General features: G+C 64.3%; 18 protein-coding genes and 1 pseudogene. 8 read left to right on the forward strand and 11 right to left on the reverse strand.

Features of this window, described 5'->3' with window-relative positions:
• Positions 1-93: 93 nt before the first annotated feature.
• From pqqA to pedF, 7 genes are all read right to left on the reverse strand, one after another.
• Positions 94-165, reverse strand: coding sequence for a pyrroloquinoline quinone precursor peptide PqqA (gene pqqA / locus J3D60_RS10240; RefSeq protein ID WP_010209364.1), 72 nt, complete (start codon positions 163-165; stop codon positions 94-96).
• A 240-nt stretch (positions 166-405) separates the two neighbouring features.
• A complete protein-coding gene (locus J3D60_RS10245; RefSeq protein WP_253491267.1) occupies positions 406-1,926 on the reverse strand; it encodes an aldehyde dehydrogenase family protein in 1,521 nt (506 codons plus the stop codon).
• Positions 1,927-2,047: 121 nt separating this feature from the next.
• Positions 2,048-3,823: a PQQ-dependent methanol/ethanol family dehydrogenase gene (locus J3D60_RS10250; protein ID WP_253491270.1), complete on the reverse strand. Its 1,776-nt coding sequence runs from the start codon at positions 3,821-3,823 to the stop codon at positions 2,048-2,050.
• Between the two features lie 126 nt (positions 3,824-3,949).
• Positions 3,950-4,882, reverse strand: a complete 933-nt coding sequence (locus J3D60_RS10255; RefSeq protein ID WP_253491273.1) for a quinoprotein relay system zinc metallohydrolase 1 — start codon at positions 4,880-4,882, stop codon at positions 3,950-3,952.
• A 16-nt stretch (positions 4,883-4,898) separates the two neighbouring features.
• Entirely contained in the window at positions 4,899-5,648 is a 750-nt protein-coding gene (locus J3D60_RS10260; protein ID WP_253491277.1) for a quinoprotein dehydrogenase-associated SoxYZ-like carrier, read from the reverse strand.
• A gap of 9 nt (positions 5,649-5,657) precedes the next feature.
• Positions 5,658-6,533: an ABC transporter substrate-binding protein gene (locus J3D60_RS10265; protein ID WP_253491280.1), complete on the reverse strand. Its 876-nt coding sequence runs from the start codon at positions 6,531-6,533 to the stop codon at positions 5,658-5,660.
• 3 nt (positions 6,534-6,536) lie between these two features.
• Positions 6,537-6,998, reverse strand: a complete 462-nt coding sequence (gene pedF, locus J3D60_RS10270) for a cytochrome c-550 PedF (RefSeq protein ID WP_027606205.1) — start codon at positions 6,996-6,998, stop codon at positions 6,537-6,539.
• A gap of 255 nt (positions 6,999-7,253) precedes the next feature.
• On the opposite strand from pedF, the gene exaA reads away from it, so the two are divergent.
• Both exaA and J3D60_RS10280 read left to right on the forward strand, forming a co-directional pair.
• A complete protein-coding gene (gene exaA, locus J3D60_RS10275) occupies positions 7,254-9,146 on the forward strand; it encodes a quinoprotein ethanol dehydrogenase (protein WP_092354650.1) in 1,893 nt (630 codons plus the stop codon).
• Between the two features lie 263 nt (positions 9,147-9,409).
• A complete protein-coding gene (locus J3D60_RS10280; protein ID WP_253491283.1) occupies positions 9,410-10,057 on the forward strand; it encodes a pentapeptide repeat-containing protein in 648 nt (215 codons plus the stop codon).
• Between the two features lie 35 nt (positions 10,058-10,092).
• Here J3D60_RS10280 and J3D60_RS10285 read toward each other — a convergent pair whose 3' ends face one another.
• The gene (locus J3D60_RS10285; RefSeq protein WP_065940183.1) at positions 10,093-10,719 is read right to left on the reverse strand and encodes a response regulator transcription factor; all 627 of its coding nucleotides are present in this window, start codon (positions 10,717-10,719) and stop codon (positions 10,093-10,095) included.
• Entirely contained in the window at positions 10,716-11,978 is a 1,263-nt protein-coding gene (locus J3D60_RS10290) for a sensor histidine kinase (protein ID WP_253493983.1), read from the reverse strand. Before J3D60_RS10290 ends, J3D60_RS10285 begins: the two co-directional genes overlap by 4 nt.
• Before the next feature lie 168 nt (positions 11,979-12,146).
• On the opposite strand from J3D60_RS10290, the gene J3D60_RS10295 reads away from it, so the two are divergent.
• From J3D60_RS10295 to J3D60_RS10320, 6 genes are all read left to right on the forward strand, one after another.
• Positions 12,147-13,319 (forward strand): ABC transporter substrate-binding protein, encoded by a 1,173-nt coding sequence (locus tag J3D60_RS10295; RefSeq protein WP_253491286.1) that lies wholly within the window; start codon positions 12,147-12,149, stop codon positions 13,317-13,319.
• Between the two features lie 30 nt (positions 13,320-13,349).
• The gene (locus tag J3D60_RS10300) at positions 13,350-14,309 is read left to right on the forward strand and encodes a YVTN family beta-propeller repeat protein (RefSeq protein WP_253491289.1); all 960 of its coding nucleotides are present in this window, start codon (positions 13,350-13,352) and stop codon (positions 14,307-14,309) included.
• On the forward strand, positions 14,306-15,046 hold the full coding sequence (locus tag J3D60_RS10305; protein ID WP_253491292.1) for an ABC transporter ATP-binding protein: 741 nt from the start codon (positions 14,306-14,308) through the stop codon (positions 15,044-15,046). The genes J3D60_RS10300 and J3D60_RS10305 overlap by 4 nt, the downstream gene beginning before the upstream one ends.
• Entirely contained in the window at positions 15,043-15,834 is a 792-nt protein-coding gene (locus J3D60_RS10310) for an ABC transporter permease (RefSeq protein WP_253491294.1), read from the forward strand. The genes J3D60_RS10305 and J3D60_RS10310 overlap by 4 nt, the downstream gene beginning before the upstream one ends.
• Positions 15,835-15,941: 107 nt before the next feature.
• Positions 15,942-16,490, forward strand: coding sequence for a PQQ-dependent catabolism-associated CXXCW motif protein (locus tag J3D60_RS10315; RefSeq protein WP_253491296.1), 549 nt, complete (start codon positions 15,942-15,944; stop codon positions 16,488-16,490).
• A gap of 15 nt (positions 16,491-16,505) precedes the next feature.
• Complete coding sequence (locus J3D60_RS10320) at positions 16,506-17,171, forward strand: response regulator transcription factor (protein ID WP_253491297.1); 666 nt, start codon at positions 16,506-16,508, stop codon at positions 17,169-17,171.
• 146 nt (positions 17,172-17,317) lie between these two features.
• On the opposite strand, the pseudogene J3D60_RS10325 reads toward J3D60_RS10320, so the two are convergent.
• A pseudogene (locus tag J3D60_RS10325) lies at positions 17,318-18,943 on the reverse strand (NahK/ErcS family hybrid sensor histidine kinase/response regulator); the annotation flags it as partial.
• A gap of 256 nt (positions 18,944-19,199) precedes the next feature.
• On the reverse strand, positions 19,200-20,345 hold the full coding sequence (nosP, locus tag J3D60_RS10330) for a nitric oxide-sensing protein NosP (protein WP_115487060.1): 1,146 nt from the start codon (positions 20,343-20,345) through the stop codon (positions 19,200-19,202).
• Positions 20,346-20,440 lie beyond the last annotated feature (95 nt).

Genomic DNA, 20,440 nt, shown 5'->3' on the forward strand with positions numbered 1-20,440 from the left:
GCTCCACACTAACCCATTCCCAGGCGTTTGCAATCAGACCAAAGGGTCATTCCCAATAGGGCACCGGCCAGCGCGAGGCTGGCCGGAGATGGATCAGCGGCTGGCGAAGTACATGGTCACTTCGAAGCCGATACGCAGGTCGGTGAAGGCGGGTTTGGTCCACATGGGGAGAGTCCTCTTGTTGTGCCGGAAGATTCCGGTGAAGGCATTAATGCATGGGGGGATGGGGGTGCGAATGCTACTTTCGAAGTAAATGCCGCACTGCATTAGTCGCGAATGTACAGGGAGCAAAATGTGGGAGGGGGCTTGCTCCCGATGGCGGTGGATCAGCCACATCACTGTTGACTGACCCACCGCTATCGGGAGCAAGCCCCCTCCCACACCTGATTGCATTTCAAGTTGGAATCAGAAGAAACCCAACGGATTGATGTCGTAGCTCACCAGCAAATTCTTGGTCTGCTGGTAGTGATCGAGCATCATCTTGTGGTTCTCACGCCCCACGCCCGACTTCTTGTAGCCGCCAAACGCCGCATGCGCCGGGTACAGGTGATAACAGTTGGTCCACACGCGACCGGCCTTGATCGCCCGGCCCATGCGGTAGGCGCGGTTGATGTCGCGGGTCCACAGCCCGGCGCCGAGGCCGAATTCGCTGTCGTTGGCAATCGCCAGGGCTTCGGCTTCGTCCTTGAAGGTGGTGATACCCACCACCGGGCCGAAGATTTCTTCCTGGAACACGCGCATCTTGTTGTGGCCCTTGAGCAAGGTCGGCTGGATGTAGTAACCGCTGGACAGGTCGCCCTCCAGGCGCTCGGCCGCGCCGCCGGTGAGCAGCTCGGCGCCCTCTTCCTGGGCGATCTTGAGGTAGGAGAGGATCTTGTCGTATTGCTGCTCGGACGCCTGGGCGCCGACCATGGTCTCGGTGTCCAGCGGGTTGCCGCGCTTGATCTTGACGATCTTCTTCATCACCACTTTCATGAAGTCGTCGTAGATCGACGCCTGCACCAGCGCCCGCGACGGGCAGGTGCACACTTCGCCCTGGTTGAAGAACGCCAGCACCAGGCCTTCGGCGGCTTTTTCGATGAACTGCGGCTCAGCCTGCATGATGTCTTCGAAGAAGATGTTCGGCGACTTGCCGCCCAGTTCCACGGTGGAGGGAATGAGGTTCTCGGCGGCCGCATGCATGATGTGCGCACCGATTGGGGTCGAGCCGGTAAAGGCGATCTTGGCGATGCGCTTGCTGGTGGCCAGCGCCTCCCCGGCTTCGCGGCCAAAGCCCTGGACGATATTCAGCACGCCCGGTGGCAGCAGGTCATTGATCAATTCGGCAAACACCATGATCGACAGCGGCGTCTGCTCGGCCGGCTTGAGCACGATGCAGTTACCGGCGGCCAGGGCCGGGGCGAGTTTCCAGGCGGCCATCAGCAGCGGGAAGTTCCACGGAATGATCTGCCCGACCACGCCCAAGGGCTCATGGAAGTGATAGGCCGCGGTGTGTTCGTTGATCTCGGCGGCGCCGCCTTCCTGGGCGCGGATGCAGCCGGCGAAGTAACGGAAGTGGTCGGCGGCCAGGGGCACGTCGGCGTTGAGGGTTTCGCGCACGGCCTTGCCGTTGTCCCAGCTTTCGGTCACGGCCAGCACTTCGAGGTGCTGCTCGATACGGTCGGCGATTTTCAGCAGCACCAGCGAGCGATCCTGGGGCGAAGTCTTGCCCCAGGCGTCGGCGGCGGCATGGGCAGCGTCAAGGGCCTTGTCGATATCGGCGGCGTTGGAGCGCGGGAATTCGGCGATCGCTTCACCGGTCACCGGCGAGGTGTTGGTGAAGTACTCACCGCTGAGCGGGGCGACGAACTCGCCGCCGATGTAATTGCCGTAGCGCGGCTTGAAGCTGACGATGGCGCCAGGGGTGCCAGGTTGTGCGTAGATCATGTTAAAGCCTCTGTCTGGGTCCGGGCCTGTCGGTCAACAGGCGATGACCCGATAGTAAAGAGCCCCCGCTGGCGGGCGAATGCGCCGTTGGCAGGGGGGCACTTGTCATTTGGTCGTAGTTTCAGTGCTTGGCGACCAGCTCTTTGGGCAGCTTGAAGGTCCAGAGCATGCCGCCCTGGTTGAAGTCCTTGATGCGCTTGGCCACTTCACCGCCCCACAACGGCACGGCGCCGCCCCAGCCGGAGAGCACCGAGACGTACTGTTCGCCGTCCATTTCCCAGGTCACAGGCGAGCCGAGCACGCCGGAGCCGGTCTGGAATTCCCAGACCTTCTCGCCGGTCTTAGCGTTGAACGCCTGCAGGAAGCCTTCCGGCGTGCCGGTGAACACCAGGTTGCCCTTGGTGGTCAGCACCCCGCCCCACAGCGGCGCAAAGTTCTTGTGGCGCCAGACTTCCTTGCCGGTCTTCGGGTCGATGGCGCGCAGCACGCCGATGTAGTCTTCGTTCAGCGGCTTGATGGTGAAGCCGGCGCCAAGGAACGCCGCGCCCTTCTTGTAGGCGATGCCTTCGTTCCAGATGTCCATGCCCCACTCGTTGGACGGCACATAGAACAGCCCGGTGTCGCGGTTATAGGCCATCGGCATCCAGTTCTTCGCACCGAGGAACGCCGGCGCGACAAACACCGAGGTGCCCTTGGTTTCGCTGCCCGGCGCGCCTGGGCGGCTGGCCTCGTTGTAGATCGGCCGACCGTCCTTATCCAGGCCGGTGGCCCAGGTGATCTTGTCGACAAACGGGAAGCCACGGATGAACTTGCCGTTGGTGCGGTCGAGTACATAGAAGAAGCCGTTGCGGTCGGCGGTGGCTGCCGCTTTGATTTCCTTGCCGCCTTCGGTGTAGTTGAAGGAGATCAGTTCGTTGACGCCGTCATAGTCCCAGCCGTCGTGGGGCGTGCTCTGGAAGTGCCACTTGATGGTGCCGTCGTCCGGGTTCAGCGCCAGGCGCGAGGACGAGTAGAGGTTGTCGCCGGGGCGCAGGTGCGAGTTCCACGGCGCCGGGTTGCCGGTGCCGAACAGCAGCAGGTTGGTTTCCGGGTCGTAGTAGCCGCCCAGCCACGGTGCGGCGCCGCCGGTTTTCCACAGGTCGCCCGGCCAGGTCTTGCCCGCCTCGCCACCGGAAATGCCGTTTTCCACGGCTTTGCCATCCTTGTAGACATAACCCATATGGCCTTCGACGGTCGGGCGGCTCCACAGCAGCTCGCCGTTTTTCGGGTCATAGGCCTGGATCTTGCCAACCACGCCGAATTCGCCACCGGCCACGCCGGTGATCAGCTTACCGTTGACCACCAGGGGCGCGGCGCTGATCGAGTAGCCTTCTTTGTGGTCGGCGACCTGCTTACTCCACACCACTTTGCCGGTGTCTTTGTTCAGCGCCACCAGCTTGGCGTCGAGGGTGCCGAAGAACACCAGGTCGCCGTACAGCGCCACGCCACGGTTGATCACGTCACAGCACGGGCGGATGTCATCGGGCAGACGCGCATCGTACTGCCAGAGCTTCTTGCCGGTGCGCGCATCCACCGCGAACACCCGCGAGTAGGAACCGGTGAGGTACATCACCCCGTCCTTGATCATCGGCTGCGCCTGTTGCCCACGCTGCTTCTCGCCGCCAAAGGAAAACGCCCAGACCGGGCGCAGGTCCTTGACGTTGTCGACGTTCAGGGTATCGAGGGGGCTGTAGCGCTGGCCCTGCACGCCGAGGCCGTTGGTGACGATCTGCCCGGGGTTTTTCGGGTCCTGGAGGATGTCCTCATCGCTGACCGAGGCCATGGCCTGGCCGGACAACAGGATGGCACCGAGCAACACACTCAAGGCGAAGGGTTGGCGACGTGCGGGTTGGGTCATGACGGCTACCTCTGCGGTTTTTTGTTATACCCGGGAAATTTTCCCGGTCTGGTGCAGATTCTTGGGCGCAGGGGCCGTTGTCACAATTGACCGCAGTATCGAGTTTGCTAGTTCCTTAGTAGCGGGTCAGCGCGGCGAATCCACGCGTTGCATCTGTTCGCGCTCGTACCGCGGGTACAGGTGGCTGACGCTGCGGATCAGTTCATAGCGGCTCAGGCTGATCGCGGCGAAGCGTGCGGGGATGGGGCTGCGGATCATCTCGGCCATGTCGCTGCCCTGGGCCGCGCCGTCGCGCAAAAGTTGATCGAGCCAGGTCAGGTAGTCGCGCATCTGCATAAAGGGTTGCGCGTCGCTGGCCACCGGGCCATGGCCGGGCACGATCAGGGTCCAGGGCAAGGCTTGCAGGGTGCCGAGGTCCGCCAGCCACACCGCCAGCCCCGGGCTGTTGGGGGTGGTGAGGGCGCGCTGGTAAAACACCAGGTCGCCGGCAAACAGCACGCCGGTGCTCTGGTCGAAGATCGCCAGGTCGGCGCCGGTGTGGCCGCTGAGTGCGAGCAGGCGCAAGTCGTGGCGGCCGACGCTCAGTACACCGGGCTCCAGCACCTGGGTGGGCAACACCACCTCGGTGCCGCGCATCCAGTCGCCGACCATGCGGTAGAGGTTCTCCGCCATGCCGTCGCCTTGCTCATGCAGCAGCCGCGTGGTCTCGGCCAGGGCGCCGATGGGCACGTCCTTGAAGGCCTGGTTGCCCAGCGCATGGTCGGGGTGATGATGGGTAATCAGCACCCGGATCACCGGCTTGGGGGTGACACGGGCGATGGCCTCGCGCATGGCTTCGCCGTAGCGCCGCGACGGTCCGGTGTCGATCACCACCACGCCGGCCTCGGTGACGATAAAGGCGGTGTTGACGATATTGCCGCCGTTGGCCTTGGCAAAATTGTCGGTGCTGCCTTCGAGCAGCCAGGTGTCGTCGGCGATCAGCCGGGGCTTGAGGGCGTAGTCGAGGTCCGCCAGGGCGGGCAGGCTCAGGCCCAGGCATAACAATAGAATCCAGCGCATGCCGCGCTCCTTCTGGTCAGGGGATGGCCGCGTCGAACTCATTGCCGCTGTTGTCGCGCAGCACCAGGCGGGTGGGCCCCGGCGCGTCGATGTCGAAGGCCAGGTTGGGGTTCTCGCTGACCGCCGGGAACAGCTCAAGATCAGCCAGCACCTGGCCGTCCTGGCCGCGCAGTTGCGCATGGTTGATAAAAAACTCGGGGATGCCGCTGACCATGCCGTTGTCCATCGGGTGCGCCACCTGCACACGCACGCGGCTGAACTCGCCACGCGGGTAACGGCCGCCGAGCACTTCGCCGATGTGCTCTTCCCAGCCCGGCTGGGTGCGTACCACGCTGGGCGCGGTGCAGCCGCCACCGGCCGCGTCGATCAAGGTCGAGCCCACGTGCCACAGGCCGTCATCGGTGAGCACCGCCGCCCGCAACGGCGTGGCCTGCTCGATACGAATCCGCAGCGACAGCCACGGCAGCACCCCGGCCTTGGGCTGGAAGTCGACGATTTTCGGCAACGGGTTGAGCTCAGCCCAGGCGAGGATCTTCACCACATGGCCATTGAAGGCGCGGGCGTCGATTTCCAGGGGCACCTGGCGCGCATCTTCGGCGAACGGCGGCGCGAGCAGCTTGACTCGGTCGTCGAACACGAACGGCGCCTGCGCCAGGAACTGCTTGTGATAGAAGGCCCACATCACCGACGGCACCGGATCGACCTCCACGGCGTGCGCCGCCAGCGGCAGCCAGCAAGCCAGGATGCAGCTCAGTCGCCAGTTCATCGTCTGCTCCTATTGATACATCTCGGGCACTTCGTACTGCAGGCCGTAACGGGCATAGATGGCTTGCACCGCGCCGTCGCGGATCAGGCCTTCCAGCGCCTCTTCCACCGCGTAGGCCAACTGGCGATTGCTCTCGTGCACCGCCATGCCGATCTCCCAGCGTTGCTTGCCCATGTTCGGGTAGGCGTTTTCGGCGAGGGCCAGTTGCGGGTCGTGGGCCTCGTGCACCTGCCAATCGACTTCGCCGCGCATCGCCATCACCGCATCGACCTCACCGGCTTTCATCGCCGCAAAGGCCTGGGGCACGTCGGGGTAGTGATGGGTCCTGGCGGCGAGCATGCCGTTGAACACCGAGGTGAGGTAGAACGACGGCACACTGTCGACTTCGACGCCAATCGGGTGCTGCTCGAACACCGCCACGCTGGCAACCGTGTCCAGGCGCCGACGGTCATAAGCCACCTGCCATTGTTCGTTCTGGTACGGCCCGAACATCACCACATGGCCGTTTTCCAGTTCGCCCTGGTCGTTGCGCTTTTGTGCGTAATCGCGGTCGTAGGGCGCGCGCATCATCAGGTCGGCCAGTTGCTGGTTGTGCAACGGGCTGCCGCGCCAGATGTAGTCGCGCAGGTCGTCGTCGAGCTTCTCGCCGGCCGGCGCCCAGATCAACTTGAGCCGTACCCCCAGGGCCGTGGCCAGGGCCTGGGCCAGTTCCACGTCGACCCCGCGCGCGGTGGCGCCGTCTTCGAAACTGTAGGGGGCAAAGTCCTTGTACACCGCCACGTTGATTTCGCCGGCGGCGATCATCTGGTCATAGCTGCGCACCTGCGCCTGTGCCGGCTGGCAACACAGCAGGGCCAGGCCAAGCACATAAGCGAACAGGCGCATGGCTTACTCCTCGACGTGCACGCTGTCCAGGTAGGTGCGCACGGCCCACAAGGCTTCCTGGCTCAGGTAGTCGGCCATTTTCGGCATGTACACGCGGCCGTCACGCACCGCGCCATGGCGCACGCGCTCGACGAACCACTCATCACCGGCTTCGCCCACATCGAGCATGCGCAGGTCGGGGGCGATGCCGCCGGACTTGGCTTCCAGGCCGTGGCAGGCGGCGCAGTTCTGGTTGTAGGCGGACGAGCCGATTTCCACGGCGCGGTCGTGTTCAGGCGAGGTGCGGTATGGGTTGACCGCCGCCCAGCCGTCTTCGTTGACCGGCACACCGGCGTCCTTGATCGAGGTCAGGCCCTTGGTTTCCACCGCTTGCGGGACCACGTTGCCATGGGCCCAGGCGGAGCCCCCGGCGATCACACCGACCAACAGCCCGGCGACGAGCAAGGCATTGTGTTTTGTTGTCATTATTTTTGCCCTCAGGATTGCACGCAAAACCTCATTGCAGAGGCTATGGCAACCATCTTAGAAACCCCGGGGCATGGGCCGTATGCTGCTTTGGTGGCCGCCCTCTCCTCCCTTGGTAGTAGGGCTTGTGGGGCACGCCTAAAACAGCGGCGCCTCGGGAAGTCTTCCCGGCCACAGCGGGAGTTTTTCCGTATCCGCCCGGCGCCCCGGCGTTCCACCCTGTGCAGGCCAAAACCTCCACTGGGAACTGCAACCATGACAATAAGATCGCTACCCGCCCGCTCACCTTTAAGCCTTGCCGTGCAAGCCTTTTTGCTGGTGGGCAGCCTGTCCCTCAGTGCGGCAACTTTTGCCGCCGCCGAACCCGCCAAGCCGACGCACAATGTCACCTGGGAAGACATCGCCAACGACCACCTGACCACCCAGGACGTGCTGCAATACGGCATGGGCACCAACGCCCAGCGCTGGAGCCCGCTGGCCCAGGTCAACGACAAGAACGTGTTCAAGCTCACCCCAGCCTGGTCCTATTCGTTCGGCGATGAGAAGCAACGCGGCCAGGAATCCCAGGCCATCGTCAGCGACGGCGTGGTCTACGTCACCGGCTCCTATTCCCGCGTGTTCGCCCTCGACGCCAAGACCGGCAAGCGCCTGTGGACCTACAACCACCGCCTGCCCGACAACATTCGCCCATGCTGCGACGTGGTCAACCGCGGTGCGGCGATCTTCGGCGACAAGATCTACTTCGGCACCCTCGACGCACGCCTGATCGCCCTCGACAAGCACACCGGCAAAGTGGTGTGGAACAAGAAGTTCGGCGACCACGCCGCCGGCTACACCATGACCGGCGCGCCAGTGCTGATCAAAGACAAGGTCAGCGGCAAGGTGCTGTTGATCCACGGCAGCTCCGGCGATGAGTTCGGCGTGGTCGGCCAGTTGTTTGCCCGCGACCCCGACACCGGTGAAGAAGTGTGGATGCGCCCGTTCGTGGAAGGCCATATGGGCCGCCTCAACGGCAAGGACAGCACCACCACCGGCGACGTCAAGGCGCCTTCGTGGCCGGATGACCCGACCACCGCAACCGGCAAGGTCGAGGCCTGGAGCCACGGCGGCGGCGCCCCTTGGCAGAGCGCGAGCTTCGATGCCGAGACCAACACGATCATCGTCGGCGCCGGTAACCCCGGCCCGTGGAACACTTGGGCGCGCACCGCCAAGGACGGCAACCCCCACGACTTCGACAGCCTCTACACCTCCGGCCAAGTCGGCGTCGATCCGAGCACCGGCGAAGTGAAGTGGTTCTACCAGCACACCCCGAACGACGCCTGGGACTTCTCCGGCAACAACGAGCTGGTGCTGTTCGACTACAAGGACAAGGACGGCAAGGTGGTCAAGGCCACCGGCCACGCTGACCGCAACGGCTTTTTCTATGTGGTGGACCGCAACAACGGCAAGCTGCAGAACGCCTTCCCGTTCGTGGACAACATCACCTGGGCCAGCCATATCGACCTGAAGACCGGGCGTCCGGTGGAGAACGAAGGCCAGCGTCCGGCCAAGCCCTTGCCGGGTGAAACCAAAGGCAAGCCGGTGGAAGTCTCGCCGCCGTTCCTGGGGGGCAAGAACTGGAACCCCATGGCCTACAGCCAGGACACCGGCCTGTTCTACATTCCGGGCAACCAGTGGAAAGAGGAATACTGGACCGAAGAGGTCAACTACAAGAAAGGCTCGGCGTACCTGGGCATGGGTTTTCGCATCAAGCGCATGTATGACGACCACGTCGGCACCCTGCGGGCAATGAACCCGACTACCGGCAAGGTGGTGTGGGAGCACAAGGAAGCCTTGCCGCTGTGGGCCGGCGTGCTGGCGACCAAGGGCAACCTGGTGTTTACCGGTACAGGCGACGGTTTCTTCAAGGCCTTCGACGCGAAAACCGGCAAGGAGCTGTGGAAGTTCCAGACCGGCAGCGGCATCGTCTCGCCGCCGATCACCTGGGAGCAGGATGGCGAGCAGTATGTCGGCGTCACCGTCGGCTACGGCGGCGCGGTGCCGTTGTGGGGCGGCGACATGGCCGAGCTGACCAAGCCGGTGGCACAAGGCGGGTCGTTCTGGGTGTTCAAGATCCCGAGCTGGGATCAGAAGACCGCGCAAAAATAACCTCCGCGAGAATGCCGGGCCGCTTTTTGCAGCAAGCGGCTTCTTCCCTTGTGGTGAGCGGGCTTGCCCAGCGCTGGGCTGCGAAGCGGCCCTGGCATTCCTCCAGCACCTCCGTGCGCTCAGGTTCTGCGACTGCTGCGCAGCCGAGCGCGGGGCAAGCCCGCTCACCACAGCAAGCCCACTCACCACAGCAAGCCCGCTCACCACAGCAAGGCCCTCACCACAGCAAGCCCGCTCACCACAGGATCCCCAGAGGTCGCACGATGAACTACCTGCCCTTGTTACTCCTGCTCTGCCTGCCCGTGGCCCACGCCGACGATGGCGACGATGCGCCGCTGATCATCAACGGCTGCACCATCGCCGAACACAGCCAATGCCCCGGCGCCAACCTCAAGGGCGCCGACCTGCGCAACCAGGACTTGAGCAAGATGAACCTGGCCGGCGCCGACCTGCGCGAGGCGGATCTGCGCCATGCCAACCTCGACCTGGCCAACCTGGAAAAAGCCCGACTGCAAGGCGCCAACCTGACCCGCGCCAGCCTGCAACAAAGCAACCTGCGCCTGGCCGACTTCAGCGGCGCCACGTTGATGGCGATCCAGGGTTGGGGCCTGTTCGCCCAGGGTGCGCAGTTCGAAAACGCCAACCTCAGCGCGGCCTACCTGCAATTTGCGCGGCTGTCGGGGGCGAAAATGCACAAGGCCAACCTGCGTGCGGCCGACCTGGAAATGACCTGGCTGAGCAAGGCCGACCTGCAAGGGGCCGACCTCAGCGATGCCAACCTGCAGGAAGCCAAGTTCGGCGAGAGCAACCTGGAACAGGCCACCCTCACCGGCAGCCGCCAGCACTACGCGAACTTCCAGGATGCCAATATGGAAGGCTGCATCGACTGCCCCACCACCTGGGATCGCTAGACCCCACCTCCCACAGTGGATGTGCGCGCACCCGGTTATCCAACCACCCGCACCACGCCCATGTCGATCCCCAGGTGCACCAGCTCGGCATGGGAACTCACCTGCAATTTGCTCTTGAGCAAGGTCAGGTGATTGGACACGGTCTTGCTGCTGATATTCAGCTGGTCGGCAATCGCTCGGGTCGGCGTGCCCTTGGCCAGCATCAGGAAGATTTCCAGCTCGCGCGGGGTCATGCCCTGCAAGCGTTGATCACCGGGCGTATAGGCCAGTTCGGTGGCCAGGGCCTGTTCGATGTAGGCGTGGCCGTCGAGGATGCGCCGCACCGCTTCGATCAACACCTCGGGTGCCGAGGTTTTGGTCAGGTAGCCCGAGGCGCCCGCCTCCAGGGCCTGGCGCACCAGGGGCAACTCGTCGTGCATGCTGAAAAACAGCACGCGCAGGTGCGGCAGGCGCTGGCGCAGGCGCCGGGTGGTTTCCAGGCCGCTGATGCCCGGCAGGCCGAAGTCCATGATCACCAGGTGCGGCAGCGCTTCCTGGACCCGGCTCAACGCCTCTTCGCCACTGGCCGCCTCGCGCACTTCAACGGCCGGCAGCAGCGCACGCAACAGGCTGGCATAGCCCTGGCGTACCACCGCGTGGTCATCCACCAACAGAATATTCATGAGGCCTCCAACGGCATGTTCAACGCCAACGCCCAGCCGGCGCCGGGGTGGCTGATGATCTTCAATTCGCCGCCCAGGCAACGGGCGCGTTCGGCCATTGAATACAGGCCCACGCCGGGCCGCTGGGGCGTGTCTGCACCGCGACCGTTATCACGCACCCACAGGCGCAGGCGCGAACCGCGATGTTGCAGGCGCACGTGCACCTGGCTGGCGTCGGCATGCCGCAGGATGTTGGTCAGGGCTTCCTGGAGCAGGCGGTACAGATGGGTCTTGCTGGCGCCGGGCAACAGCGGCAGGTCGGTGCTGACCTGCAGGTGGCAGGGAATGCCGTGGCTGGCCTGCCACTGGGTGACCAGCAGCGCAAACGCCTCGGCCATCGGCAGGTGTTGCAGGGCCACCGGATAAAGGTCGTGGACCAGTGCCCGGAAGCCTTGCTGCAAGTGCTCGCAGTGATCCTCGAGTTGCGCCACCGTGGGCGCCAGCAGGTGCGGCTGGTCGGTGGCCAGGCGCAACAGGCAGGCCTGGGCGCGAATGCCGGCCAGGTATTGGCCGAGGTCATCGTGCAGGGTCTGGGCCAGGTGGGTGCGCTCCTGCTCCTGCACCGCCAGCAGGGTTTGGGTGAGCCGGGTGTTATCGGTGCGTGCCTGCTCCAGGGCGTCGGTCATGCGGTTGAAGTGCAGCGCCAGTTGCCGTGCTTCCGGCGCGCCTTGGCTGCGCAGGCGCACATTGAGCTGGCCGGCGCACACCTGTTGCAGCGCGCGCAGCAATTCATCCAGCACGCCCATGCCCCGGCGCACCGCCCAGCGGATGGTCAACAGGCTCAGGGCCAGGGCCAGAGCGCACAGGCCCAGCAGTTGTTGCAGGGAGTCCCAGACCTCGTCGATTTCATCCCGTGGGTCGACAGCGATGGACACGCGCCGGCCGTCCGGCAAGTCCAGCACCTGGGCACTGCGCCGCGCCTCGGCAAACAACAGGCGCCCGAGCCAGGCGTCCAGCCCGTCCGCGTCCGGCGCTTGCACGGTGTCGCCGCTCGCCAGCCAGTGCACGCGAACATGGCGCAAACTCGCGGTGAGGTGGGGTTGCAGGCTGGCCGGGTCGCGCGCGGCGGTTTCGCTCAGGTAGTGCACCACCGCTTCGGCCGATTGCAGCTCGCGCCCCACATCGGCCAGGGCCTGGTGCAGCAACAGCGCGGTGCAGGCGCAGGTCACCAGGATGAAGAAGCCGCACACCCATAGGTTGATGCGCCACAAGGCCGACAAGACGCGCATGCTGGTGTCACTCCTGTGGATAGAGCCCGTGGTGCTCCATGCTAAAACCACACGGCGCGCCCGGGGCTACTACCTTGGTACTGCCCCAGCGCTACTTTCTGCATATTTGCAGCGACGTTCAGGGTTCCTATGCTGGCGCTACCTGTCATGGAGTGCCTTATGCGCCAGCTCGCCCCCTACGCCGTGATCTGCCTGCTGGCGATCGCCTGGGCCGCCACCGGCCAGGCCGCCGAAGCGCCCTTGCAGGTGCAGATCGGCTACCTGGGTTATCGGCCCGATCCGGGCCCGCTGCTGTCGAATGTGATTCCCGAGCCTGCCGATGCCGGGCAGCGCGGTGCTGAACTGGCGATCATCGACAGCAACAGCACCGGCGCCTTTCTCAACCAGCGCTACAGCCTGACCAGCGCCACGGTGGACACTCCGGACGCTCTGCTCGCCGCCGCCCAGGCCCAGCATGCCCAGGGCCTGCGCCTGTTCGTGATCAACGCACCCGCCGCCAGCCTGCGCCAACTCAGCGCGGCGTTGCCCGACAGCCTGCTGTTCAACGCCGGCAGCCCGGATGACCGCCTGCGCAGCAGCGACTGCCTGGGCAACGTGCTGCATACCCTGCCCAGCCGCGCGATGCTCGCCGATGCGCTGGCGCAGTTCCTGGTAGTGCGCAAATGGCAGAAGGCACTGCTGATCGTCGGCCCCACCGAGGATGACCAGGCCTACGCCGCCGCCCTGCGTCGCGCCGCCAAGCGCTTCGGCGTGCAGCTGGTGGCGGAAAAGGCCTGGCGCTTCGATAACGACCAGCGCCGCAGCGCCCAGGCGGATATGCCGCTGTTCACCCAGACCGCCGAATACGACGTGGTGCTGGTGGCCGACGAGCGCGGCGACTTCGGCGAGTACGTGCCCTACCAGACCTGGTACCCGCGCCCCGTCGCCGGCACCCAGGGCCTGACGCCCACCGGCTGGCACAAAACCGTCGAGACCTACGGCGCCGCCCAATTGCAGAAACGCTTCGAGGCCCTGGCCGGGCGTTGGATGAACGACCGCGACTTCGCCGCCTGGATGGCCGTGCGCAGCGTCGCCAGTGCAGTGAGCAAGTTGCGCCAGGTCGAGCCCATGGCGATCCGCCAAGTGGAAATCAGCGAGCAACTGCCCCTGGACGGGTTCAAGGGCCGCAAGCTCAGTTACCGCCCCTGGAACGGCCAACTGCGCCAGCCGATTCCCCTCGTGCAGCCCCGCGCGCTGGTCAGCACCTCGCCCCAGGACGGTTTCCTGCACCCCACCAACGAAATGGACAGCCTGGGCTATGACAAACCCGAGGTGACCTGCCGCTTCCCTTGATCGCCTACCCACAATAATAAGGAATCCGCCATGCGCCGCACCCTGCTCCCATGCGCCCTGCTGCTTGCCGCCGGGCACGCCGTGGCCAGTACCGCCTGGGTCTCCAACGAGAAAGACAACAGCCTGAGCCTGATCGACATGCAGACCCTGCAAGTCACCGACACCCTCAAGGTCGGCCAGCGCCCGCGAGGCTTGCTGCTGTCCCATGACAACAAGCTGCTGTACATCTGCGCCAGCGACTCGGACCGCGTCCAGGTGATGGACGTGGCCACGCGCAGGATCATCAAGGAACTGCCCTCCGGCAAAGACCCCGAGCAGTTCGCCCTGCACCCCAATAACCGCTGGCTGTACGTATCCAACGAAGACGATGCGCTGGTCACCGTGATCGACACCGAGACCTCCAAGGTGCTCGGCCAGATCAACGTCGGCGTCGAGCCCGAAGGCATGGCCGTGAGCCCGGATGGCAAGTGGGCGGTGAACACCAGCGAAACCACCAACATGCTGCACTGGATCGACACCAGCACCCAGACCCTGGCCGACAGCACCCTGGTGGACCAGCGCCCGCGCTTCGTCGAGTTCAACCACGATGGCTCGCAGCTGTGGGCCTCGGCGGAAATCGGCGGCACCGTGACCATCCTCGACGTGGCCAGCCGCACGATCCTCAAGACCCTGACCTTCAAGATCAAGGGCGTACACCCGGATAAGGTGCAGCCGGTCGGCATCAAGCTCAGCGCCGATGGCAAGTACGGCTTTGTCGCCCTCGGCCCGGCCAACCATGTGGCCGTGATCGACGCCAGGACCTTCGAGGTCCTCGACTACCTGCTGGTGGGCCGCCGCGTGTGGCAGATGGCATTTACCCCGGACGAGAAACAGTTGCTGGCCACCAATGGCGTGAGCGGCGATGTGTCGGTGATCGATGTGGACAGTCTCAAGGTGATCAAGTCGATAAAGGTCGGGCGTTATCCATGGGGCGTGGTGGTCACGCCATGAACGCCCTGGAGGTGCGCGACCTGAGCTTCGCCTACGGCGCACGGCAGGCCTTGTGCGAGGTGAGTTTCAGCCTCGCACCGGGGCGCTTTGCGGCGCTGCTGGGGCCCAATGGCGCCGGCAAATCCACCTTGATCGCCCTGCTCACTCGGCTCTATGACCTGCAAGCCGGCGACATTCGCGTGGGCGGTCATTCCCTACGCGATGCGCCGCGCGCGGCCCTTACACAACTGGGTGTGGTGTTCCAGCAAAGCACCCTGGACCTGGATTTGAGCGTGGAACAGAACCTGCGCTACCACGCCGCACTGCATGGTTTATCGCGGCGCCAGACCGACCTGCGCGTCGCCGCCGAACTGGCCCGCCAGGCCCTCACCGAACGGCGCCGGGAAAAAGTCCGCGAGCTCAACGGCGGGCATCGGCGCCGGGTGGAAATCGCCCGGGCGTTGCTGCATGAGCCGCGCCTGCTGCTGTTGGATGAAGCCAGCGTCGGCCTCGACCCGGCCAGCCGCCTGGCCCTGAACCAGCACGTGCGCAGCCTGTGCTGCGAACACGGCATCAGCGTGCTGTGGACCACTCACCTGCTCGACGAAGTCCAGGCCGACGATGCCTTGATGATCCTGCACCAGGGCCGCCTGGTGGCCAGTGGGCAAGTCGCTGCCTTGATCGAGCAACAAGGCGGCGACCTGGGCAGCGTGTTCGCGCGCTTGACTCGGCCCACCACGACGGGAGCGGCGGCATGAACGCTTACTGGCAATGCCTGCGCGGCATCGTGCTGCGCGAGTGGCTGCGCTTTGTGTTGCAGCGCACGCGGTTTCTCAGTGCGCTGGTGCGCCCATTGCTGTGGCTACTGGTGTTCGCCGCCGGGTTCCGCGCCGCGTTGGGCATCTCGGTAATCGAGCCCTACGACACCTACATCCCCTACGAGGTGTACATCATCCCGGGGCTGGCCTGCATGATCCTGCTGTTCAACGGCATGCAGGGCTCGCTGTCGATGGTCTACGACCGCGAGATGGGCAGCATGCGCGTGCTGCTGACCAGCCCGTTGCCGCGCACGTTTTTGCTGTGCAGCAAGCTGTTGGCCACCGCGCTGATTTCGCTGTTACAGGTGTATGGGTTCCTGGCGATCGCCTGGGTGTACGGCGTGCAACCGCCGGCCATGGGGCTGGTCGTCGCCCTGCCGGCGTTGCTGCTGGTGGCCTTGATGTTGAGTGCCCTGGGCTTGCTGCTGTCGAATGCGATTCGCCAGCTGGAGAACTTTGCCGGGGTGATGAACTTCGTGATCTTCCCGCTGTTTTTCCTGTCATCGGCGCTGTACCCGTTGTGGAAGATGCGCGACTCCAGCGAATGGCTGTACTGGCTGTGCGCGGTCAACCCGTTTACCCACGCCGTGGAGCTGGTGCGCTTTGCCCTGTACCAACGCTTCGCCGGCCTGGCCCTGGCGGTGTGCCTGGGCTTGACCGTGCTGTTCGCGGTGTTGGCGGTGCTGACCTTCAATCCCCAGCATGCGGCGTTGCGCAAAAAAGGCTGAGGGTGGCAAAACTACTACTTTGGTACTGGTTTTCCTGTCTATCGTCGCATTCCCAAGGGCTCGGGACTCACGTGTAATGCGCGCATAACGATAAGGATTGCCCTGCCATGCTGCACGCCCGACTGCCTCTGTTGGCACTGCTGTGCCTGTTCGTCGCTAACGTCCAGGCTGACGCCCCACTGTTTTCCGCCGATGGCTACCGCATCAGCCTGTACCGCAGCCCCACGCCCGACCACCTGCCAGGCGCCACGATTGTCGACACCGCGGCCCTGCAAACCCTGCTCGATCAAAGCCCGGCGCCAGTGCTGATCGATGTGTACCGCCGCCAATGGCTGCAAGGCCGCTTCATCGAAGACCAGCCCCACGCCAACCTGCCCGGTAGCCACTGGCTGGCCAATACCGGCGACGGCGACCTGACGCCGGAGTGGCAAAGCTATTTCGTACGCCACCTGTATGCCTACAGCGGCGGCGACCTCAAGCGACCGTTGGTCTTCTATTGCCGCTCCGATTGCTGGCTGAGTTGGAACGCGGTAAAACGTGCCGCCAACCTCGGCTATACCTCTGTGTACTGGTATCGCGACGGCCTGGATGCCTGGGAAGCGGCGAAGCTGCCGGTGACGGTCGCCCAACCCGAGCCATTTCAAACCTCACAATAAGAAAGGTGAACGGCCATGTACAAAATCCTGATTGCCGACGATCACCCACTGTTTCGCGAAGCGATCCATAACGTCATCAGCGACGGCTTCCCCGGCAGCGAAGTGATGGAAACCGCCGACCTCGGCAGCGCCCTGGCATTGACCCAGGAACACGACGACCTCGACCTGATCCTGCTCGACCTGAACATGCCCGGCATGCATGGCCTCAATGGCCTGATCAACCTGCGCAACGAGGCGCCGACCATTCCGGTGGTGATCGTCTCGGCCGAACAGGACAAGCAGATCGTGCTGCAAGCCATCACCTACGGCGCCGTGGGCTTTATCACCAAGTCCTCGCCGCGCCTGCAAATGACCGAGGCGATCCAGCAGATTCTCAACGGCAACGTATACCTGCCGCCGGACATCATCCGCACCCAGAAACCCGGCACCCACCGACGCCTCAACGAAAACCCCGGCTTCGCCCCCGAACTGCTGCAAGCCCTGACACGCAAGCAATTGCTGGTGCTGGAACGTATGACCAAGGGCGAGTCGAACAAGCAGATCGCCTACACCCTGGAGATTGCCGAGACCACGGTGAAGGCCCACGTGTCGGCGATCCTGCGCAAGTTGAATGTGCATAACCGAGTGCAGGCAATCCTCAGTGCCGGGGATATCGACTTCGGCTCGTACCTGCGCCGCTGACCCATCTGACACAACACAAATAAAATGTGGGAGGGGGCTTGCCCCCGATGGCGGTGCATCAGACAGTTATGATGTCGACTGACCCACTGCTATCGGGAGCAAGCCCCCTCCCACATTTTGATCTCCACTTGTGGGTATTTCGCCGTTCATTTGCCGAGCAGGTGGCTCATGGCGGTCTTGAGTTTCATCGGCCGCACCGGCTTGTGCATCAAGGTGTGCCCCAACTCACGGATCTGCAGCTTCAATTCGTTGCTGTAGTTGGCGGTGATCATCAGCGCCGGTATCGCGCGGCCGCGGCGTCCATTGATGCGGGCGACGGCGTCGACGCCGTTCTGGTCGTCGTCGAGGTGGTAGTCGGCGATCAGCAAGTCCGCTTCGGCATGGTAGTTGTCCACCTGCCGTGCCAGGTCTTGCTCGGACAACGCGGTGATCACCTGGCAGCCCCAGCCTTCGAGCAAGGTGCGCATGCCCGCGCAGATCGCCGCGTCGTTATCCAGCACCCACACCCGCGCGCCTTGCAGGCGTTCGAGCATCGGCTCGCTCATGGCCAGCATTGGCAGCGACTTGGGTGCGGTGGCGCTCAACGGCACCTCCACCGAGAACATCGAGCCCTTGCCCGGCCAGGACCTGACGCCGATGCGATGCCCCAGGATCCCGGCGATCTTTTCCACGATTGCCAGCCCCAGGCCCAGCCCACGGTCCTGGTCGGGCCGCTGCACATCGCCGCGCTTGAATTCCTGGAAAATCTCCTCCAACCGCTCCTCGGCGATGCCCATGCCGCTGTCCCACACCTGGATCGACAAACGCTGATGCTGGCGGCGACAGCCCAGCACCACCCGTCCCTTGTAGGTGTAGCGAAGCGCATTGCTCAGCAGGTTACGCAGGATCCGCGCCAGCAACTGGATATCGCTGCGCACCAGCGCCGAACAACCGACAAAATGCAATTCCAGGCCCTCGCTGCGGGCCAATTCGGTGTACTCGACGGCCAGGTTGTCGAGCAATTCACTCAGGGCAAACGGCGCGATGTCGGCCTTGATCACCCCGGCATCCAGCTTGGAAATATCCACCAGGGTGCCCAGCAGGTTTTCCACGTCTTCCAGGGAATTGCTCACGTTGCGCACCAGGGTTTCGCTGGGCCGCTCCAGCAGTGCACTGGTGAACAGGCGCGCCGCGTTCAAAGGTTGCAGCAGGTCATGGCTGACGGCGGCGAGGAATTTGGTTTTCGACAGGTTGGCCTGCTCGGCCTCGAGCTTGGCTTCGCGCAGGCGCGCCTCCATGCGCCGGCGCTCGTCGATCTCCTGCAACAACTGGTCGTTGAGGGCGGTGAGTTCCGAGGTGCGCTGGGCCACGCGCTGCTCCAGGTGCTGATAGGCCTGGTGCAGGGCTTCGGCGGTTCGGCGGCGTTCGGTGATGTCGCGGATCAGCACGAAGATCCCCACCACTTCGCCGCTGGCCAGCATATTCGGCACATAGGAACGCAGCATGTAGCGCTCCTGGTTATTGATATTGGTCTCGGCGAACTCGAAGGTCACGCTCTCCCCGGCCAGGGCGCGGGCGACGTAGGCGTCCAGGCGCTGGCAATGCTGCTCGCTGTGGACTTCGCGCAGGCTCTGGCCGAGCATCATGCCGCGCGGCCAGCAATACCATTCTTCATAGACTTTATTGGTGAACTCGTAGACCAGGTCGGCATTCAGGTAGCCGATCAGGGCCGGGACGTTATCGGTGATCAGGCGAATCCAGCGTTCGCTTTCCTGGGCCTTTTGCGCCGCGGCCTGTTCGCCGCGCAGGGTTTCGGCGCGCAGCCGGGCGTTGATCAGCAAGTGGTTGCTGGCCTTGAGTTCGGCCATCGCCTGGTTCAGCGCGTCGGTGCGTTCGCGCACTTGCTCGGCCAGCACCACCGAATGCTGAAAGGTGGTGTAGGGGTTATTGCCCTGGGCCATGCCGGACTCGATGCGCTCGATCAGCGCCGCGTTGATCCGCGCCAGCTTGTGGTTGTCCTGTTGCAGTTGGGCAACCTGGGCGAGCAGTTCAGCGCCGGCCTCGGGCAATGGCGACCCCGGTGAAGGTCTGGTTGATATGCATGCCATTGAACTGTTCTCCGTAGGTGTTGAAACCCATCACCCGCTGGTCGCGCAGGAAACCGCCGATCTGTTCCAGATTGCCTGAGTCTTCCAGCTCCAGGCGGCGTAGGAAGCAGTCGCAGCCGATGGTCAACAGCAGGTCGCCAAGGCGCGCTTGCAGGCCGTCGAACAGGGTTTGCAGGTTCGGCAGTATCGGTCCGGGCTTCATCACGGTAAGGACGATGCCGTTTTCCACCGCGCAGTAGAAACTCAGGCTGAGGTCGTCGTGCACTTGCTGGATCGCGCGCACGTAGTACTGGTCGTGGATGCGCACCGCCAACGGGTGCGCCGCGAAGACGCGGTGGTCGAGGTCGGCCACGGCCACGCCGATATGCCGCGCGTACTCTTCGGCGGCGGGTTCGGCGTTAAGCTCGAAGACCCGGCGTGACGGACTGTCGGCGCCGGTCACCACCAGCTTTTCACTGCGCGGCAGGATGTGGTGGGTGGTGAACACCTCGAAATCCAGCCAGGTATTGACCAGCACCACCACCGCCGCGCCGCTGTGGAAGGCGCCGTTGAAGTACACGTGGGTGTGGGTGAGGAAGTTGTCGTCGCCGGCCGAACCGCCGAAATGCGGAATGTCGCCGAGCGCCGCGCTGAGGGCGGCGAGCACCACTTCTTCGCGGCTGGACAGGCCATCGAGCAGGGTCAGGGCGAAGGTGTTGCCCTTGATCGGCGCCAGGGTATTGCTGCGGCAACCGCCGACCAGACGTTCGACCATCTGCTGGGCGTCGATCAGGCTGAAGTGTTCCACCTGGTCGATCAGTTCCGTGGCGATGGAAAAGTGCGCATGGTTGAAGCCCATCGCCGTAATGCAATTGCGGCCATAGCCCTGGGGCGTGATCTCGCCGGCGCTGGTGCAGCCCACCACGCGCACGTTGCCGAAACACTCCTGCAGGGCGCGGCCCAGGGCCTGCAGGTCGTAGGACGCCGAGCAGAAAAACAGCACGAAGCCCAGGTACGGATGCAACAGTTGCCGCGCCAACTCCTCGGCGGCCTGCCCGGCATCGGTGGCCTGGGACATGGCACTGACTACGCCTTCACTGTTGTGCATCGTTGCCTCCCCCTCTGAAGCATGAGTGTACGAAGGGCGGGGGACGGGACCTATGCTACTTGGGTACTGGGTGGGGGGATGCGATGGGATGAATC

It is taken from the genome of Pseudomonas sp. S3E17 (assembly GCF_024168685.1).
GTDB classification, from domain to species: Bacteria; Pseudomonadota; Gammaproteobacteria; order Pseudomonadales; family Pseudomonadaceae; genus Aquipseudomonas; species Aquipseudomonas marginalis.

Excerpts from the sequence above, each read along its gene's own strand:
- J3D60_RS10255 (WP_253491273.1), bottom strand. The coding sequence starts at position 4,882 with ATGCGCTGGATTCTATTGTTATGCCTGGGCCTGAGCCTGCCCGCCCTG.
- J3D60_RS10295 (WP_253491286.1), top strand. The coding sequence starts at position 12,147 with ATGCGCCAGCTCGCCCCCTACGCCGTGATCTGCCTGCTGGCGATCGCC.
- exaA (WP_092354650.1), top strand. The coding sequence starts at position 7,254 with ATGACAATAAGATCGCTACCCGCCCGCTCACCTTTAAGCCTTGCCGTG.
- J3D60_RS10245 (WP_253491267.1), bottom strand. The coding sequence starts at position 1,926 with ATGATCTACGCACAACCTGGCACCCCTGGCGCCATCGTCAGCTTCAAG.
- J3D60_RS10310 (WP_253491294.1), top strand. The coding sequence starts at position 15,043 with ATGAACGCTTACTGGCAATGCCTGCGCGGCATCGTGCTGCGCGAGTGG.
- J3D60_RS10260 (WP_253491277.1), bottom strand. The coding sequence starts at position 5,648 with ATGAACTGGCGACTGAGCTGCATCCTGGCTTGCTGGCTGCCGCTGGCG.
- J3D60_RS10250 (WP_253491270.1), bottom strand. The coding sequence starts at position 3,823 with ATGACCCAACCCGCACGTCGCCAACCCTTCGCCTTGAGTGTGTTGCTC.
- J3D60_RS10265 (WP_253491280.1), bottom strand. The coding sequence starts at position 6,533 with ATGCGCCTGTTCGCTTATGTGCTTGGCCTGGCCCTGCTGTGTTGCCAG.
- J3D60_RS10320 (WP_253491297.1), top strand. The coding sequence starts at position 16,506 with ATGTACAAAATCCTGATTGCCGACGATCACCCACTGTTTCGCGAAGCG.
- J3D60_RS10315 (WP_253491296.1), top strand. The coding sequence starts at position 15,942 with ATGCTGCACGCCCGACTGCCTCTGTTGGCACTGCTGTGCCTGTTCGTC.
- J3D60_RS10280 (WP_253491283.1), top strand. The coding sequence starts at position 9,410 with ATGAACTACCTGCCCTTGTTACTCCTGCTCTGCCTGCCCGTGGCCCAC.
- pedF (WP_027606205.1), bottom strand. The coding sequence starts at position 6,998 with ATGACAACAAAACACAATGCCTTGCTCGTCGCCGGGCTGTTGGTCGGT.
- J3D60_RS10305 (WP_253491292.1), top strand. The coding sequence starts at position 14,306 with ATGAACGCCCTGGAGGTGCGCGACCTGAGCTTCGCCTACGGCGCACGG.
- J3D60_RS10285 (WP_065940183.1), bottom strand. The coding sequence starts at position 10,719 with ATGAATATTCTGTTGGTGGATGACCACGCGGTGGTACGCCAGGGCTAT.
- J3D60_RS10300 (WP_253491289.1), top strand. The coding sequence starts at position 13,350 with ATGCGCCGCACCCTGCTCCCATGCGCCCTGCTGCTTGCCGCCGGGCAC.
- nosP (WP_115487060.1), bottom strand. The coding sequence starts at position 20,345 with ATGCACAACAGTGAAGGCGTAGTCAGTGCCATGTCCCAGGCCACCGAT.